The 15,857-nt window shown below is 47.1% G+C and carries 14 protein-coding genes; all 14 read right to left on the reverse strand.

Annotated features, from left to right (window positions below; translation table 11 throughout):
* Positions 1-5: 5 nt before the first annotated feature.
* Complete coding sequence (locus ACYQ2N_RS03320; protein WP_459997506.1) at positions 6-2,162, reverse strand: aldehyde ferredoxin oxidoreductase family protein; 2,157 nt, start codon at positions 2,160-2,162, stop codon at positions 6-8.
* A gap of 53 nt (positions 2,163-2,215) precedes the next feature.
* Positions 2,216-3,118 carry a DMT family transporter gene (locus ACYQ2N_RS03325; protein ID WP_459997507.1) on the reverse strand — a complete coding sequence of 301 codons (903 nt, stop codon included), beginning with the start codon at positions 3,116-3,118 and terminating at the stop codon, positions 2,216-2,218.
* 43 nt (positions 3,119-3,161) lie between these two features.
* Complete coding sequence (locus ACYQ2N_RS03330; RefSeq protein WP_459997508.1) at positions 3,162-4,145, reverse strand: ornithine cyclodeaminase family protein; 984 nt, start codon at positions 4,143-4,145, stop codon at positions 3,162-3,164.
* 289 nt (positions 4,146-4,434) lie between these two features.
* Positions 4,435-5,154, reverse strand: a complete 720-nt coding sequence (locus ACYQ2N_RS03335; protein WP_459997509.1) for a FadR/GntR family transcriptional regulator — start codon at positions 5,152-5,154, stop codon at positions 4,435-4,437.
* Positions 5,155-5,265: 111 nt separating this feature from the next.
* Positions 5,266-5,838 carry a flavin reductase family protein gene (locus ACYQ2N_RS03340; RefSeq protein WP_459997510.1) on the reverse strand — a complete coding sequence of 191 codons (573 nt, stop codon included), beginning with the start codon at positions 5,836-5,838 and terminating at the stop codon, positions 5,266-5,268.
* Positions 5,839-5,863: 25 nt separating this feature from the next.
* A complete protein-coding gene (locus ACYQ2N_RS03345; RefSeq protein WP_459997511.1) occupies positions 5,864-7,060 on the reverse strand; it encodes an NAD(P)/FAD-dependent oxidoreductase in 1,197 nt (398 codons plus the stop codon).
* Positions 7,061-7,117: 57 nt separating this feature from the next.
* Positions 7,118-7,864 carry an ABC transporter ATP-binding protein gene (locus ACYQ2N_RS03350; RefSeq protein ID WP_459997512.1) on the reverse strand — a complete coding sequence of 249 codons (747 nt, stop codon included), beginning with the start codon at positions 7,862-7,864 and terminating at the stop codon, positions 7,118-7,120.
* Positions 7,842-8,657 carry an ABC transporter ATP-binding protein gene (locus tag ACYQ2N_RS03355; RefSeq protein WP_459997513.1) on the reverse strand — a complete coding sequence of 272 codons (816 nt, stop codon included), beginning with the start codon at positions 8,655-8,657 and terminating at the stop codon, positions 7,842-7,844. The genes ACYQ2N_RS03350 and ACYQ2N_RS03355 overlap by 23 nt, the downstream gene beginning before the upstream one ends.
* Positions 8,654-9,655, reverse strand: coding sequence for a branched-chain amino acid ABC transporter permease (locus ACYQ2N_RS03360; protein ID WP_459997514.1), 1,002 nt, complete (start codon positions 9,653-9,655; stop codon positions 8,654-8,656). The genes ACYQ2N_RS03355 and ACYQ2N_RS03360 overlap by 4 nt, the downstream gene beginning before the upstream one ends.
* A gap of 10 nt (positions 9,656-9,665) precedes the next feature.
* Positions 9,666-10,538, reverse strand: coding sequence for a branched-chain amino acid ABC transporter permease (locus ACYQ2N_RS03365; RefSeq protein WP_459997515.1), 873 nt, complete (start codon positions 10,536-10,538; stop codon positions 9,666-9,668).
* 70 nt (positions 10,539-10,608) lie between these two features.
* Positions 10,609-11,760, reverse strand: a complete 1,152-nt coding sequence (locus ACYQ2N_RS03370) for an ABC transporter substrate-binding protein (RefSeq protein WP_459997516.1) — start codon at positions 11,758-11,760, stop codon at positions 10,609-10,611.
* Positions 11,761-12,432: 672 nt separating this feature from the next.
* The gene (locus ACYQ2N_RS03375) at positions 12,433-12,828 is read right to left on the reverse strand and encodes a PaaI family thioesterase (RefSeq protein ID WP_459997517.1); all 396 of its coding nucleotides are present in this window, start codon (positions 12,826-12,828) and stop codon (positions 12,433-12,435) included.
* 321 nt (positions 12,829-13,149) lie between these two features.
* The gene (locus ACYQ2N_RS03380; protein WP_459997518.1) at positions 13,150-14,904 is read right to left on the reverse strand and encodes an acyl-CoA dehydrogenase family protein; all 1,755 of its coding nucleotides are present in this window, start codon (positions 14,902-14,904) and stop codon (positions 13,150-13,152) included.
* A gap of 169 nt (positions 14,905-15,073) precedes the next feature.
* Entirely contained in the window at positions 15,074-15,853 is a 780-nt protein-coding gene (locus ACYQ2N_RS03385; RefSeq protein WP_459997519.1) for an enoyl-CoA hydratase/isomerase family protein, read from the reverse strand.
* Between the last annotated feature and the right edge of the window lie 4 nt (positions 15,854-15,857).

Here is a 15,857-nt window from a genome sequence, read left to right on the forward strand (position 1 = left end):
CCGGACTACGATTGCTTTTTCACCAGTTCTACAACATCAGGGAAATCAATCCCAAGCCGCTTTAATGTCTCCAGCGTGGGTATGCCGTCAGAGTTCCAACCCCTGCGTTGATAAACAGCATCACATAGTTTCTGATATTGATCTTCCCGATAGGTTCTTAGAATCTGCATTTTTTCTGCCGTGGTTTTGCCTTCGGGATCAATATTCAGGATTTCTTGCAATTGCCCGTCATACCGGTCTTGCCTTGATTCGTATTCTTCGACGGTCACCGGACCCACCGCCCGATACGGCACTTGGTCATATTTCCGGGTACCATAACCCATTCTCAAATTAAATACCCGATGGAAATTATAGACAATCTCAGACTGCCGGATTAGCCCATTGTCATCGATGTTAGACCCGGTCACGGCATTATAAATTTCGACATAGTTCTGCACATGTTCGGGCACCTTAGCCGGGTCAGCCGTGGTGTCATTATCCGCCGGTACGATATCATTCCAGGGAAGTTTGCACAAGCCATTCAAGCTAAACCACGTCCTAAACATCGGGTAATAGAAAAGCGCTTCGGCCTTGTCCTCGAAGGTGGGAATTTGATGATTGACCATGTCCATGAAGATAACCCAAGCCTCATCGTGTTGAGGACCTTTATTTGTGAGCCCATACCCCCCTTGTTGAGCCAGGGATTCTTTGGTGACATATTCTGAGAACTCAAGGCCTTTAACTTCCATCCCAATGTCTTGCAGAAACTCCGGATTGGCCCCATATTCTTCGGCAAAAAATTTCTTCATCCGGCGGATGCCCAGCCCGGCAATCTTACCAAAGCCTTCCCCCCTGGCCATCCGGTGCAGTAATTCCAAAGCTGCCTCACCATTGCCAAAGTTAAGTTTTAAGCCCCCTGTGATCTCGTCATTAAGCACTCCGCTTTCATAGCACTCCATCACAAAAGCCGTGAGCGTGCCGAAGGAAATGGTATCTACCCCATAGCTGTCACAATAAAAATTGGCCTCAATCACATATTCGGGATTGAAAACGCCCAACACGCTGCCGGCAGCGGACAGTGTCTCGTATTCCGGACCGTCAACCAACACCTCTTTGCCTTTATAAGGGCCGGTTTTAAGCTTAAAAGAATTAATAACTTTGGCACACGAGAGGGTGCAGCCATACCAGCATTCATCGTGTCCGTCCAGATTGAAATACTTGGAGATGAGGACATCATGCGTAATGTTTTTGGCTTCCGGGTCAGATCCAAACTTATAATTGCGCACCGGCAGCAGGTCGTAATCATTCATAATCTTAACGATATGGGTTGTTCCAGCCGTTCTCATTCCGCATTGTGAACTATCCAAAGTTAAAATTTCGTTGTGCATTTTCTTACCGACTTTTTTTAAGACAGAAATATCAGCAGGGTTATTCAAATCTCCTTTGACTTTAGGGCTTCTAATAACTAGCGCTTTAATGTTCTTATTTCTAAATACCGTACCCAAGCCGCCTCTACCGGCTTGTTTTAAGCGAATGGCTTGGCGGCGGGGATCGTAAAAAGAAAAATTAAGGAGTCCAATCAAGGTGTGCTCTGCAGCCTCTCCGGCAGCGACTACGGAAATGTTAACTTTGTCTTCTGCACTGGCGGCATACATTTCTGTTAATTGCTCGGTTAGGATGTCGGCGTTAACCTCTTCTAAAGGAGCTTCCTCAATCATCACTGTTCCCTGGGTGCCGTCAATAAACACAATAACATCCCGTTCAGCTTTTCCTTGGATTTCAAGTGCATCCCAGCCGGAGAACTTTAAGAAAGGCCCGAAATACCCCCCGACGTTGCTATCCATGGCAGACTGAGTCAAGGGCGATAAACCTACGACATAGGATTTACCGGCACCGGGATATTGCGTTATCCCCCCGATCGGACCGGGTGCAATAATCAGCTCATTTTCAGGATCATTCCATTTGGTGTTGTCATTAATACCATCCCACAACAGTTTGAGGCCAAAGCCCCTGCCCCCGATAAACTTTTGTCTCATGAATTCTGTGACTGGTTTTTCCGCAAACGTATTCGTCGACAGATTGACATAGAGTGTGCGGTTAGCGTAGCCCTTGTCCAGCTTGCCAAGTTGATAGTTAAATGTGGCTAGGAGTTTATGCGAATTCTTTATTTCCATTAAATTCATTTAACCTTTTCCTCCATCCCGGGCATTACCCTTTCTATTTTTCAGGATCTGTATTACGAATGTTTATACGATTGCACGAAAGGCTTCTCATGTACAGGCATCCAGGCGACAACCCCGCTGCCCAATATCACCAAGGCTCCCCCCATTAACTGGGTAAAGGTGAGGCGCTCGCCCAGAAATATATATGCCAACGTACCCGTCATAACCGGTTCAAGCATACTCAAAATGGACGCCGTGGAAGCTCCCACAAGTTGTAACCCTTTATAGAAGCTAGACATGGCAATAATTGAGGAAAAAAGAGTGATTCCGGCTATAGCTAACCAAGTTGGAGCGGAAAGCTGCCATGTAAATCCGGTGGCTAAAGCTAGAATCCCTGGGGTAATCGCCGCTCCCGTAGTGATGACGGCTGTACTGAGCAAAGGGTCGGAAACTTTCAGCATTCTATTCCCGATCACAACATTCAGGGAATGAACGACGGCTGCACTAAACGTAATCAAAGCGCCGGTAAGATTCACCCCGCCAAAGTTAAGCCCTATCACCAGCATTAAACCCAAACTCGAACTGGTTAGCCCCAGAATCTTCAGTCCTGAAACAATCTCTTGGCGCGTGATAATCGCAATCACGGTTACCAGCAAGGGGAAGGAATAAAAGATTAAGGATGCTATTGAAGCTGGAATGAACTGAACCGACCATAAATAGAGACCTGCCATGCCGGCGTATCCAATCCCCCCCATCGCTAAGAGAGCAAACCATGTCTTTGATTCCAGCCTTGGCCTGCCGTTTTTCCACAAGATCACTGCCCAAAACACGGTGGCGGCAGCACCAAAGCGAATGAACAGGACCGTTGCCACCGTGGCACCGCCCGCAAACACAATTTTTCCCAGGATAGGATAAACACAAAAACCCAAGGTGGAGATGAGAATAGCAAGTACCCCCGCCCTTTTTCTGTGTTGCAACTTACCACCTCCAGGCAAGGAGCAAATTCATTATCATCTCATTCTACACGGGCAGAAGCTGGCCAAGCCCCTGTTTCAGAGCCTGATCATAGACCATAGCCGCGACCGCAATATCTTCAAGAGACAATCCTAAATTAACGGCAATAATACGCTCTGAATCATTCAGGCGTCCGGATATTTTCCCTGATACTAGATCGGCCAAATCCCCATAAACCGGCGGAACTGCGTTAAAATAGCCCATCGTGCGATGACTTTCGAATTGCGGAACATCATCGACATAAATCCTGGACATCGTTTCGAAAGCACTCCTCTGCCAATAGGAGTCATAGTCGATCGGTGCACCAAAGCAGCCTTCCTTTAACCATGACCCTTCTATGACCGGGTTTGGATTTGCCAAAATCGGGCCAGCGGTGACAATAATATCACTGTCCATAACCGCGGCTTGAGGAGATTGTGCCTTCTCTACCGTAACCTTGAACTTAACCACCATGTCGGTGGCAAAGCGGGCAGCTGCCTCCTGGCTAATGTCATATGCCTTAACAAGTTTAACTTCCGGACAGGTGGCAAGCACTGCTTCCAACTGGGTCCGGGCCTGGACACCACACCCAAGAATTGAGACGGTCTGGCTGTCTTTACGCGCCAGATATTTCGCGGACAGCCCAGTCACAGCCCCTGTCCGGATCGCTGTCATGATACCCGCTTCCATGATTGCCAAAGGAATTCCGGTTTCTGAATCGTTCAAAACGATCAGTCCTGATAGATAGGGCAGACCTTTTTCCCGGTTGCCTGGATAAGCACTGATCCACTTAAGCCCTGCCGCTTTAAACTTGGGAAAGCTGCACAGCATGGCATTGATGAAGTCGTCATCCCGTTTGGGATGCAATTCGATCTTGGGCAGAGCATCCACCATGCCCTTGGCCTTTTCCAGGAAAGATTCTTCCAGCAGGCTGATGGTCTCCGCCATTCCCATATTTAAGGAAGCAATATCGTTTCTGGACAAATAGAGTAACTCGCTGCCAATTTTCATAAGCCCACTCTCCTTTTCAATAATATAAATATTTGCTCGCTACTACTCGCCTTTTCATATATTCTCACCAGTTAAGGGCAACCCCTTGCACTCCAAAACCCGCAGCAATTATCGTTGCCACAGTAAAAAGCACACTGGCCGGGCGGTAATCTTGGTATGCTCCAGCTCATTCCCATGTTGCCCTTGGTCATACCAATTCTGACGAAAAAATACCACAGTTTTTTGATTATCTTGTTCGAATATACTTTAGCTCTTCAGAACAACAACTTTATACGCTGTTACTCCGCTCTTATTCTTCCATGCCCTGAAGTCTTTTCAACTCGCTAATGGTTGTGTTCAGATGTCTGGTGACGGCTGCCGCAGCCCCTTCGGGGTCACCGGCTTTGATGGCTTCATACGTTTCCTTATGTTGGCGCGACCACATATCCCGGTCCTTACGCAACTCCACCAATTTTTTGCGGCTGGGCCCATAGTACTCTTTCATAAGGCCCATCAGCACGGTCATGAGGTTCAAGATCACCGGATTATGGCTGGCACGAACGACACTGAAGTGGAACTGACTATCTGACTCATCCGTGTTGCGTCCCTCGTTGACGTCATTTTCCATATCCCGTACAAACTCGTGCATCTCATACAAGTCGGTACGCTCAGCGCGTGCGGCGGCGAGGCGGGCTGCACCGGTCTCCAACACCAGCCGCGCTTCCAATAAATCAAATATATTATCGATTTCTTTCAGCATGACAGCGGCTAAAGGTTCAATCAAGTCATCAATTTTAACCTCTTTGACATAGGCCCCGCTCCCAGGCGTAATTTCCAGTAGTCCAAGGGATACCAATGAAGTTAAAGCTTCACGCACTGCAGACCGACTGACACCCAGCTTTTCTGCCAATTGCCGTTCCGGAAGCAGCTGATCGCCCGGAGCCAAAGCTCCTTCGAGGATAAGTTTTCTGATCTGTTCGACCACATCTTCGTAAAGCCGGGTGCGTTTTTTACGCGTAAGATCCATCATCAGTGAGATCCCCTTTTTAAGAATTTTATTAAACATTCAATAGTTTACCATAAATATGCAGGTTCAGGTATCAGATTTCCACGATTAAACCTACCGATGCTCATAACTGTATCATTCAGGGGTTTTTTTTGAATAACCAAAAGTCCCGATCCGATCCGCTAACGACCAGTATTCATTGGCACTAAAGGCAATAGGTTTAATTAGGTTCATGTCCGGTTTCCCTTTATCATCTAGGACTTCATCGTTATAATGAACAGCTAGGACGTCCGCCATAAAGATATCATGGTTTCCTAAAGGAACAATTTGACGGACTCGGCATTCTAAATTAACCGGACACTCCGCAATTAAAGGTGCCTGGACTTTGGAAGCGGGGAGAGGAGTAAGACCGGTAGCCGCAAATTTATCGACATCTTTCCCCGATACCATACCGCAATAATCGACGATCTTTGCTTGTTCTAGCGTAGGAATATTAATCACATATTCCATTGATTCCTTAATTAGGGTATAGGAGTACCTGCCGCTGGGTCGAACACCGATGTACACGACCAAAGGGCCGGATGATAGGATACCCGTCCAGGCAATCGTCATGATATTGGGTTTTATACCCTCGCACTGTGAGGTAACTAAGACAGTTGGAACTGGAAAGAGATCCATAAATGGCTTTTTTAAAGTTTTCTTAACCATATCTTAATGCCCTCCTCTCAAATTCTTAGTACACTTCTTTTTCCAGCAGTAATTCGTTTTTAGCAAACCGTTCCAAGGAAAAAGGTGTTAAGTCTATGGTTTCATACTTGCCGCGGCGGATCAACTCGGACAAACCTTTTCCTGCCGCAGGTGCCTGTTGGAAGCCATGCCCACTAAAGCCTGTAAGCAAATGATACCCTTTTACCTGTGGGTGCTCCCCAATAATCGCATTATGGTCAATATAGTTGTATTCATAGAGACCGGCCCATCCCTGTTCTAATTTCACTCGTTCAAAACTCGGGGAACGTTCTGCTAATAACGGCCACACTTCATCCGTGAAATAGGATTTATCCAATTGGAAATTGTAATCATAGCGCGAATCTTCCTGCTTCTCGACCAGATTAGACCCTTCACGCGAACCGGTAATAACTTTTAGTCCTTCTCCCTGAAAGTAAGTGCCGTTAACTGTATCAAAAACAAACGGGATATCTCTGTTAAATGGTTCAGCCAAATCAATACAATAGACTTGTTTACGCAGCGGCACAACAGGTATATCTAAACCCGCCGTTTTGCTGATTTCCCCAGACCAGGCTCCGGCAGCATTTACTACGACGGGAGCGTGATATTCCTCCCCGCTTTCTAATTTGACACCGGTGATCCGGGATCCATCACTCAAAATGGCTTGGACCTTCTCGTAAATGTACTCTACTCCTAAGCGTTTTGCATGTTTTGCATACCATTGCAGGACAGAATACGGATCAATGTTCCCACCATCTACATCGAAAATGCCACCGGCCAAATCATCCACTTTAAGTTCCGGTACAAATGACTTCACTTCTTCCGGAGTCATTAACTGAATATTTGCACCCAAACTTGTCTGCAACTTCATATTATCCTTAAGCATGGGCAGTCCTTTATCATTCGCCAAATATAGATACCCATGCTGTTTAAAGTCAATCACGGCCGGTTCCCCGTCCAGAGCCATGTCCCTTTCAAACTTTTCATAGAGCTTAATACTCAATTGGGACAACCGAATATTTCCTTCAATGCTGAAGGTATGCCGCACTCCGCCGTAAGAGCGTGGAGTGGAAGAATATTCATACATCCGATCTTTTTCAAAAACAACAATACTGCCCGTATATCCATCTTTGCGCAAATTATAGGCTAAACTGGAGGCCATGATCCCGCCGCCAACGATGATTAAATCATATTTCTGTGCCATATTACCCTCCATACCTCCTAATACTTCACTTACAAATACAAATCATTATTACGTGTTCTAGGCGCCTTTTCCTTCTTTGCTCAAGGTTTGCTTGTCGCGATTTCTTCCCAGATAAGCCCCCTGCACCTGGGGATTGGCCCGCAAGTGTGCGGATGAGCCTTCAAGGACAATTTTACCGGTTTCCAGCACGTAGGCTCTATCAGCCGTCGACAAGGCCATCCGTGCATTTTGCTCTACCAAGAGAATCGTGGTCCCGCTTCGCTTGATTTCCCTAATCGTGCGGAAAATTTCTTTAACTACAATTGGTGCCAATCCCATCGAAGGTTCATCCAAGAGCAAAAGCTTGGGCGCAGCCATCAAAGCACGTCCGATAGCGAGCATTTGTTGTTCTCCCCCGCTTAAGGTCCCGCCATATTGGCTTTTGCGCTCTTTTAAACGTGGAAACTTAGCATAAACATTCTCCAGATCCTTCTCAATATTGTGTTTGTCTTTGCGCACATAAGTTCCAAGCATAAGGTTTTCAATCACGGTCAGATTGGGAAATACGCCCCTGCCTTCAGGCACCTGACTTATCCCTAAACGCACGATACGGTCAGCGGAAACTCGGCTTATGTTCTGGCCGTTAAATTTGATCGTGCCGACGGTAGGGCGGTGAAGACCGGAAATTGATTTTAAGGTGGTGCTTTTGCCAGCCCCGTTAGCCCCGATTAAGGCCACTATTTCCCCTTCTTTAACCTCGATACTGACCTCTTTCAGAGCAGGAATGACTCCATAATGAACGCTAATATTCTCCAACTGCAGCATAGTCACCCTCCTCTAACTCATCCTCACCGCTCCCAATATAGGCTTCAATCACTTTAGGATTTGTTTGAATCTCTTCCGGAAGTCCGTCAGCTATTTTCTTCCCATAGTCCAGCACCATAATCCGATCAGAAATATCCATGACCAGTTCTAAGTCATGCTCGATTAAAATAATGGTTTTGTGCAAATCTCTACTTATTTTGCGTATAAGCTCGATCAACTCTGTGCGCTCATGACTGTTCATACCGGCCGCCGGTTCGTCCAACAGCAACACTTCACATTCAGTAGCCAAGGCCCGGGCAATTTCCAATAACCGCTGTTTTCCATACGGCAGGCTGGTCGCCAGCTCTTCCATGACTTCCTTTAGTTTGACAAGTTCCAATAACTCTTCACACCGCTCGATCGTACTGACTCTTTGCTTGATAACCTTCTTACTGTGAAAGAGCGTTCCCAAAAGCCCTTCGCGGCTGCGGCACTGGTGCCCCACCATGACATTTTCCAGTACTGTCAAGGCCGGAAAGAGTCGGATATTCTGGAAGGTGCGTGCGATCCCTCTCTCAACTAAAGTATGAGATTTTAGGCCTTTGACAGCGTTGCCCTTGAACAGGACTTCACCCGCAGTTGGCTGGTAAACCCCGGACAAAAGATTAAACAGAGTCGTCTTACCCGCACCGTTCGGTCCAATAATCGCCAGTATTTCCCCTTGGTCCGCGTGCATTGATAGTTTGTCGATGGCAACAATGCCACCGAAATGTATGGAAACATCGTTTACCTCTACTAAATGCGTCTGACTCACACTGTCTCACCTCTCTTGTGCAAGAGCTGCCGCCGTTCCAGGTTTTTACGGATCACGTTATACACCCGCTTCTTGGCACCCCAAAAACCGTCCGGCTTAAAGATCATCATCACAACCATTAAAGCTCCATAGAGCAGCATACGATAATCAGCCATAAACCTTAGAACTTCCGGAGCAAGCCCTAGCACAATGGCACCGATGACAACGCCCGGGATACTAGCCAACCCCCCGAGGACGACCATCGCTAAGATCGTAATGGAGTCCATAAAGGTAAACGAATCCGGGCTGATAAAGGAGATGTAAGTCGCGTAGAAACTTCCGGCTATTCCTGCAAAAAAGGCACTGAGGGTAAATGCAAGCAGTTTAGCTCTAAGGGTATTCACGCCCACCGCTTCGGCTGCAACTTCATCATGGCTAACTGCCATTAGGCTCAGGCCCATTTCGGACTCAGACACTCTGATCATGAAAATGAGTGTTATGAGCATCATGGCCATGATCAAGTAAAAATAAGGAACTTTACTCATAAACACAATGTCGCCAAGCTGTGGGGAAGGAATCCCCGGCAGCCCCATCGGCCCACGGGTCACCTTGTCCCAGTTAAGAAAGACGAGCCGCACAATCTCACCGAAACCCAGCGTTACAATGGCAAGGTAATCTCCCTGCAGCCTGAGGGTGGGCAAGCCTAAGACAAAGCCAAACCCTGCAGTTACAAGACCGCTGATCGGAAGTACCGCCCAATAAGGTAAATTAAAGCGCAGCATTAAAAGTGCCGCCACATAGGCACCGATCCCATAAAAGGCCGCGTGCCCGATTGACAACTGACCTGTATAACCGGAAACCAGGTTTAAGCTAAGACTTAGAATAATGTAGAGCCCCACCGTGATAAAAACATGCATCACATATTCGCTCGCCACAACCTGCGGAATGATCAAGATCAAGAGCAAAGCGCCCAGTAAACTAAGCCTTCGGTCAAGAAATTTGTTGACTTTAAGATTCACTCTCCTTCACCTACACTTTCTGCTGAATATTTTTGCCAAGTAGTCCCGTAGGCTTGATCAAAAGGATAATGATCAACAAACCGAAAGCAATGGCATCGCGGTAACCCATCGAAATGTAGGCAGCCCCTAAATTCTCAGCGATTCCCAAGATTAGCCCTCCTAACATGGCCCCCGGTATACTTCCGATTCCCCCCAGGACTGCAGCTGTAAAAGCCTTGAGCCCGGCAGTGTACCCCATCACCGGATAGACCGCGTCATAATAAAGCCCTACTAAGATACCGGCAGCTGCTGCTAAAGCAGACCCGATGCCAAAAGTCAGTGAGATAATGTTGTCAACATTAATGCCCATCAACTTGGCATTATTGATACTGTGGGAGGTAGCGCGCATCGCAACTCCCATTTTCGTTTTATGCACGAAAAAGTGAAGGGCAAGCATGAGCGCAAATGAGATAATTAAGGCATAAATTTGGATATTGCTCAAAGTGACACTGCCCACCTGAAAAGTAGTAATCTGGAGGCTGGACGGAAAAGAACGAACTTCCGTGCCCCAAACCAATTGCGCAAAATTAACTAAGAAAATGGACACACCTAACGCACTTAAGAGAGGAGCTAACTTTGTGGATTTACGCAGAGGACGGTAGGCTATTTTTTCAATGATTATACCGAGCAAGGCCACAATCATCATCGTTAACAGGAATGCCGGGACGAATCCCAAATGAAACTGCTTAATAATAATTAAACCCAGAAAAGCTCCCACCATGAAGATGTCGCCATGGGCAAAATTAATGATCTTCAAAATCCCATAAACCATGGTATAGCCCAGGGCAATGAGCGCATACATGCTTCCAGCCGTTATTCCATTAACCAGTTGTTGCCAAAACATCTTCTCACCTTCCTCAGACGACAAATATCAGGAAGAGGGGAGGGAAAAGAACCCTTCCCCCCAACGATCATTATTTTTTATAGATCTCGAATTTTCCGTTCTGTACGATTAATTTCAAAGGCTCTTTCATGCAGTCCCCGTTGGCATCAAAACTGGTCGTACCGGTGGCACCCTTAAATCCTTGAAGGGTCGTTAGGTAGTCATTAACTTTTTTACGGTCTTCTCCGCCATTTTTTACAGCTTCAAACAGGATATTTAAGGCATCATAAGCGTAAGCTGCCCAAGTGTCCGGCTCTTGGCCCCACTTTGCTTTATAAGCATCGATAAAAGCCTTGGCTTCCGGATATTCGGCTGAAGCATGGAAAGCACCTACCGCACGTAAGCCTTCGACGTCTTGCCCGCCCAATTTGATCAGGGCATCAGAATAGAGACCATTGGAACCAAAAACCGGGAGGGAAATCCCTAATCTCTTGCCTTGTTTAACAATCATCGCTGCTTCGTTATACTGGCCGGCAATGAAGATCGTGTCAGGGCCGGCGGCTTTCATTTTCGTCAAAATCGCGCTGAAGTCTTTGGTTTCTCCAAGATTATAGGGCTCTTGGAACACTATCTGGGAGCCGAGTGAAGTAACTTTTTTGTTGTAGACATCTGCTAAACCTTTACCATAGTCGTCATTTTCATAAAGAATGGCTATTTTCTTCGCACCTTCGTCAACTGTCCATTTAGCCACAATCTCACCGTCATAAGCATCAGTGGTGATATCTCGGTAAGTGAACGGTCCGGCATTGGTAACAGCTGGAGAAGTTGAGCCGATTGCTATATGCGACAAGCCTGATTTATTATAGATCGGTGCTCCGGCTAAAGTAGTGGAACTTGTGTAGTGCCCGACTACCCCGATAATCGAAGAATCAGACGCAAACTTGTTGGCTACGATCGCTGCTTCTTTCGGATCGGCTTTATCATCGAGTTGGACCAATTCTACTTGTTTGCCATTAATGCCACCTGCTTTATTCACTTGTTCAGCTGCTAATTCTACAGCTTTTTTAATCGTGCCACCCGTTTCAGCAATTGCACCTGTGAGCGGAATGGCCACCCCGATTTTAATCTTGCCACCGCTGCTGTCCCCTGTTTTTGCGGTATTGGTTGTGCTGCTGCCGCAACCCGTGAGTGCCAATGATAAGCTGAGAATTGCTGTTGTAACTAACACCAAGCTTTTTTTCATTAATTATTACCCCCCTCTAATTATAAAAATAAGCATCTCTTAACTTTTGATCTTTGATCTTTGATCTTTAAACCTTAAACCTTGAACCTTGAACCTTGAACCTTGAACCTTGAACCTTGAACCTTGAACCTTGAACCTTTGAAAATTGTCCCTCCTCTTTGCCTAAATTAATTATGTTACTCTTGAAAGAGATGCCAAACTCGCAGGTGTTCAAACCATTGGGTGTGATTAATGTGCCATGGTAATGTTAGTGGTTTAATCTGGTCTGGACAATTTTATACCAATAAGTTTCGATGCAAGTTGTGATAATTCCTGCTTGCATTTTGAAAAATCTAAAGATTTTTTATTAATAAACTAGATAATTTATTGCCAAAAAAAAGAGAAAACGAAATATAGCTTGCAACTTAAGTTTCGTACCCCTATAAAAGAAGAGAGAACTCCTATTTTAGTTTAATTAGGGCTCTCTCTTTAGCACTGTTACACTCCAAATCCGCCGGATTTGGCCCCATAAAAAATAAAGTGCCGTCAATAATCTGATTGTACAGATCATTGTACGGCACCGTTGCCTCTTTTTATTGGGTTTATTATACTGCGCTCTCCGAAGAATCTCCAGTAGTTTTAGGCAAGAACATTGTATACATTACGAACCATGGTATGACCAAATGTATATTCTTACCCCTTCTTTCTCTCAAATACCCTAAATGTAGCCGTACCAATTGCTGCCAATTCCCCGTCTTCGTCCCAAATGCGCCCTTCTCCGACCACAATCATTTTGCCGCGGCTGATGACCTGGCCCTGGGCCCTCACTGTCCCGCCTTTGACCGGACGCAGATAATTAAGCTTTAATTCGATAGTGGCTGCCCCTTTGTCCGGTGGAAGCTCATAATTTACAGCTACCGCGATCGCAGAGTCCATGAGCCCGGCAATCGCCCCGCCGTGAGCCGTCCCATACAACTGCATTACCGTAGGCGGCACTTCCATTATTACCTCCGGCGGCTCTCCTTCCCCCAGGCGCTGGCCGTGGTTTTGCCAATAAGGATTCCCTTCGATCTCTTTAATGTTTGCCACTCTAACTCACCCTTTCCCCTCGTCGATATTCTTTCTTAAAGAGTGTAAAAAAATTATTATAGGCCTTCATTGTAGTTGATCGTAAAAAAGTCATAGCCTAAGATGATATGAGAATTATAGCAGAAACAGAACCCCCTTGGAAACGGCATCGTCACTCTAAAAGTACGCGCGTTCCAAAGGGGGCCTTCCTTAGTGTACTTTATGGTGTTTCAACGAGGGTCTCATTCTTTCGTTCAAAATAAGTAACAACTTAGTCAGCAAATGCAAAGGTTACGAGTTCTAGGGTACATAAACCGATCATCAGAACCCAAACTACACCCCTTACACCACATACTTCCCAGCCTCAGACACAGCCGCCGCAATCTCCTGCCTCAAGGCGACCGTGTTAACCGGGGTATATTGCGTAAGCTTATCCAACTTGGCCAGCAGTTCCGCTAATTCCTGGCCCTCGGCTAGGGCAGCCAGTATCTCCTGAGCTGTAGCCTTAAGCCTGTTAATATTGCTATAAATATAGGTTTTAGCCATCGTAATTTTAAGTTTAGCCCTACCCTCTCCATCTCGGGCCAGTGCTTTCTGGGCCCTCAGCCAGGCGCTCTCCATGGCGAACGCGCCCATTGCGATGTCAGCCAGCCGGCCTAGGATTTCCTGCTGTTTTAAGAGCCCTTCCCCATATATGTCCAGGCCTCTGCCCAAGGTAAAGAGGAAGATGTCCTTTGCTGCCTGCACCAACTCGTCTGCGTTCGAGCGTGGCGGAAAATCACCAGCTAGACGCGAATCAAGCGCAGAGATTCCTTCTTGGAGGGCGAGATCCCCTTTCCCGGCTCTGCGTACGAGCGTGGTCGGGATCAGGGAACGGTTGATTTCGTTAGTCCCTTCGAAAATCCGGTAGATCCGCGCATCCCTGTATAGCCGCTCGATCGGGTACTCTGAAATAAAGCCGTAGCCTCCGTGAATCTGCACGCCCTCATCGACCACATACCCCTGAACTTCCGTAGCGAAGACCTTGTTCATGGAACATTCTATCGAATATTCTTCAATACCTTTAGCGGCAACGCGCCCGCCGTCCGGCCCGGAAGTATCGAGGCTTCCCATCATATTATCCAGGAGCCCGCCTGTGCGGTAAACCATGCTTTCGGCAGCATAAGTCCTGATCGCCATTTCCGCCAGCTTCTCTTTCATGAGCCCGAAATTAGCGATCGGGGTGTTGAACTGTTTGCGCTCATTGGCGTAAGTAGCAGTCATTTCAAGGGCGAATTTAGAATTGCCGACAGCATTAGCTGCCAGTTTATAGCGCCCCATGTTGAGAATGTTAAAAGCAACCACATGCCCGCGCCCAATTTCAAACAGGAGGTTTTCCACCGGCACTTTGACATCTTCGAGGATCAAAGTCCGGGTCGAGGACCCTTTAATCCCCATTTTCTTTTCCTCGGCACCTGTGGAAAGCCCCTCAGCATCCCCGTCCACGATGAAGGCGCTGAATTTGTCCCCGTCAATCTTAGCATAAACGATAAAGACATCAGCCATTCCGGCATTCGTGATAAACTGCTTTGTCCCGTTCAAAATATAATACTTTCCATCTTCACTTAAAACGGCCTTAGTTTTGGCGGCCAAGGCATCTGAACCGGACCCTGGCTCAGTAAGCGCATAAGCTCCGATCTTTTCCGCGGTAACAATGCCAGGAAGGTATTTTTGCTTCTGTTCGTGATTGCCAAAGAAAACGATCGGCAAACTGCCAATGCCCGTCTGCCCGCCGTGGGTCATGGCAAACGAGCCCGCGCGGCCCATCCCTTCAGCAATAAGTGTGGAACTAATCTTATCCAGTTCAAAGCCGTCATACTCTTCCGGAACTTCTGCGCCCAAAAGACCTAGTTCCCCCGCAGCCTCCAACAACTGGCGGATCAGACCTTCTTTTTGCGCTTCCAGGTCTTCAATGTTCGCTAGGATATTATCATCGACAAACCCTCTGACTGTACGCGCCAGCATTTTATGCTCGTCACTGAAATCCTCGGGTGTAAACACAGTTTGATGGTCAGTCCGTTCTAACAGAAAGCTTCCGCCTTTAGGTAAGTCAGCCACTACATTCACCTCTTTTTCGCTTATCATTTCCGAATCGGCTTACGCCGCCATAGTACGAACGTTTATCTCTCTCGAAACTTTTACGATGCAATTGTCCAGACACCAAATTACTAGCCCAAAGCTATGCTCGCCTAGTCCTAAATTGTTCTCCCAACGCGCGATACCATACTTACTTATCCGTGAAATTAGGCTTTCTCTTCTCCATAAAGGCACCCATGCCTTCTTTGCGGTCCTCACTGGCAAAAGCGGTGATAAAGTTCTGGATTTCCAGAGTTAAAGCAGACGAGATATCCAGATTGATACCTGTATTCATCGCTTCTTTGGCCATTTTCATCGCCACAACCGGTTTGGATGCAAGTTTTTGCGCAAACTTTTGAGTTTCCTCCATTAGGGAAGCGGCAGGAACAACCTTGTTTACCAGACCTAGTCTTTCAGCGGTTCCCGCATCAATGATGTCTCCCAGGAAAATCAGTTCTTTAGCCTTGGAAGTGCCGATTAAACGGGCTAAGCGCTGAGTGCCGCCAGCCCCGGGAATGATCCCGAGATTAATTTCAGGCTGCCCAAACTTGGCTGTATCGGCCGCAATCCGGAAATCGCAGGCCAAGCTAAGTTCAGTCCCGCCGCCCAGGGCCATCCCATTAATAGCCGCGATAACCGGTTTCCCCAGCCGTTCGATTTTTTCGAAGGACGTGCGCGAAACTTGGCAGAAGGCATACGCTTCAACCGGACTAAGGTTGACCATCTCGGTGATGTCCGCCCCGGCGGCCAAAGCTCTGTCTCCGGACCCGGTGATGATCACTGCTTTCACGGACGCATCTGTTTCCAGTTCGTCGACCGCCTGGGCTAATTCCCGAAAGACCTGGCTGTTTAAGGGATTCATCGGGGGACGGTTAAGCGTAATGGTGGCTACCCCATTCTCCTTTGTTAACTGAATCACTTCATAAGGCATGGGC

It is taken from the genome of Paradesulfitobacterium aromaticivorans, from assembly GCF_054657415.1.

What these genes read in the sequence shown, in the direction of transcription:
- ACYQ2N_RS03320 (WP_459997506.1), bottom strand. Translation starts at nt 2,162, where the DNA reads ATGAATTTAATGGAAATAAAGAATTCGCATAAACTCCTAGCCACATTT.
- ACYQ2N_RS03330 (WP_459997508.1), bottom strand. Translation starts at nt 4,145, where the DNA reads ATGAAAATTGGCAGCGAGTTACTCTATTTGTCCAGAAACGATATTGCT.
- ACYQ2N_RS03335 (WP_459997509.1), bottom strand. Translation starts at nt 5,154, where the DNA reads ATGATGGATCTTACGCGTAAAAAACGCACCCGGCTTTACGAAGATGTG.
- ACYQ2N_RS03340 (WP_459997510.1), bottom strand. Translation starts at nt 5,838, where the DNA reads ATGGTTAAGAAAACTTTAAAAAAGCCATTTATGGATCTCTTTCCAGTT.
- ACYQ2N_RS03345 (WP_459997511.1), bottom strand. Translation starts at nt 7,060, where the DNA reads ATGGCACAGAAATATGATTTAATCATCGTTGGCGGCGGGATCATGGCC.
- ACYQ2N_RS03350 (WP_459997512.1), bottom strand. Translation starts at nt 7,864, where the DNA reads ATGCTGCAGTTGGAGAATATTAGCGTTCATTATGGAGTCATTCCTGCT.
- ACYQ2N_RS03365 (WP_459997515.1), bottom strand. Translation starts at nt 10,538, where the DNA reads ATGTTTTGGCAACAACTGGTTAATGGAATAACGGCTGGAAGCATGTAT.
- ACYQ2N_RS03370 (WP_459997516.1), bottom strand. Translation starts at nt 11,760, where the DNA reads ATGAAAAAAAGCTTGGTGTTAGTTACAACAGCAATTCTCAGCTTATCA.
- ACYQ2N_RS03385 (WP_459997519.1), bottom strand. Translation starts at nt 15,853, where the DNA reads ATGCCTTATGAAGTGATTCAGTTAACAAAGGAGAATGGGGTAGCCACC.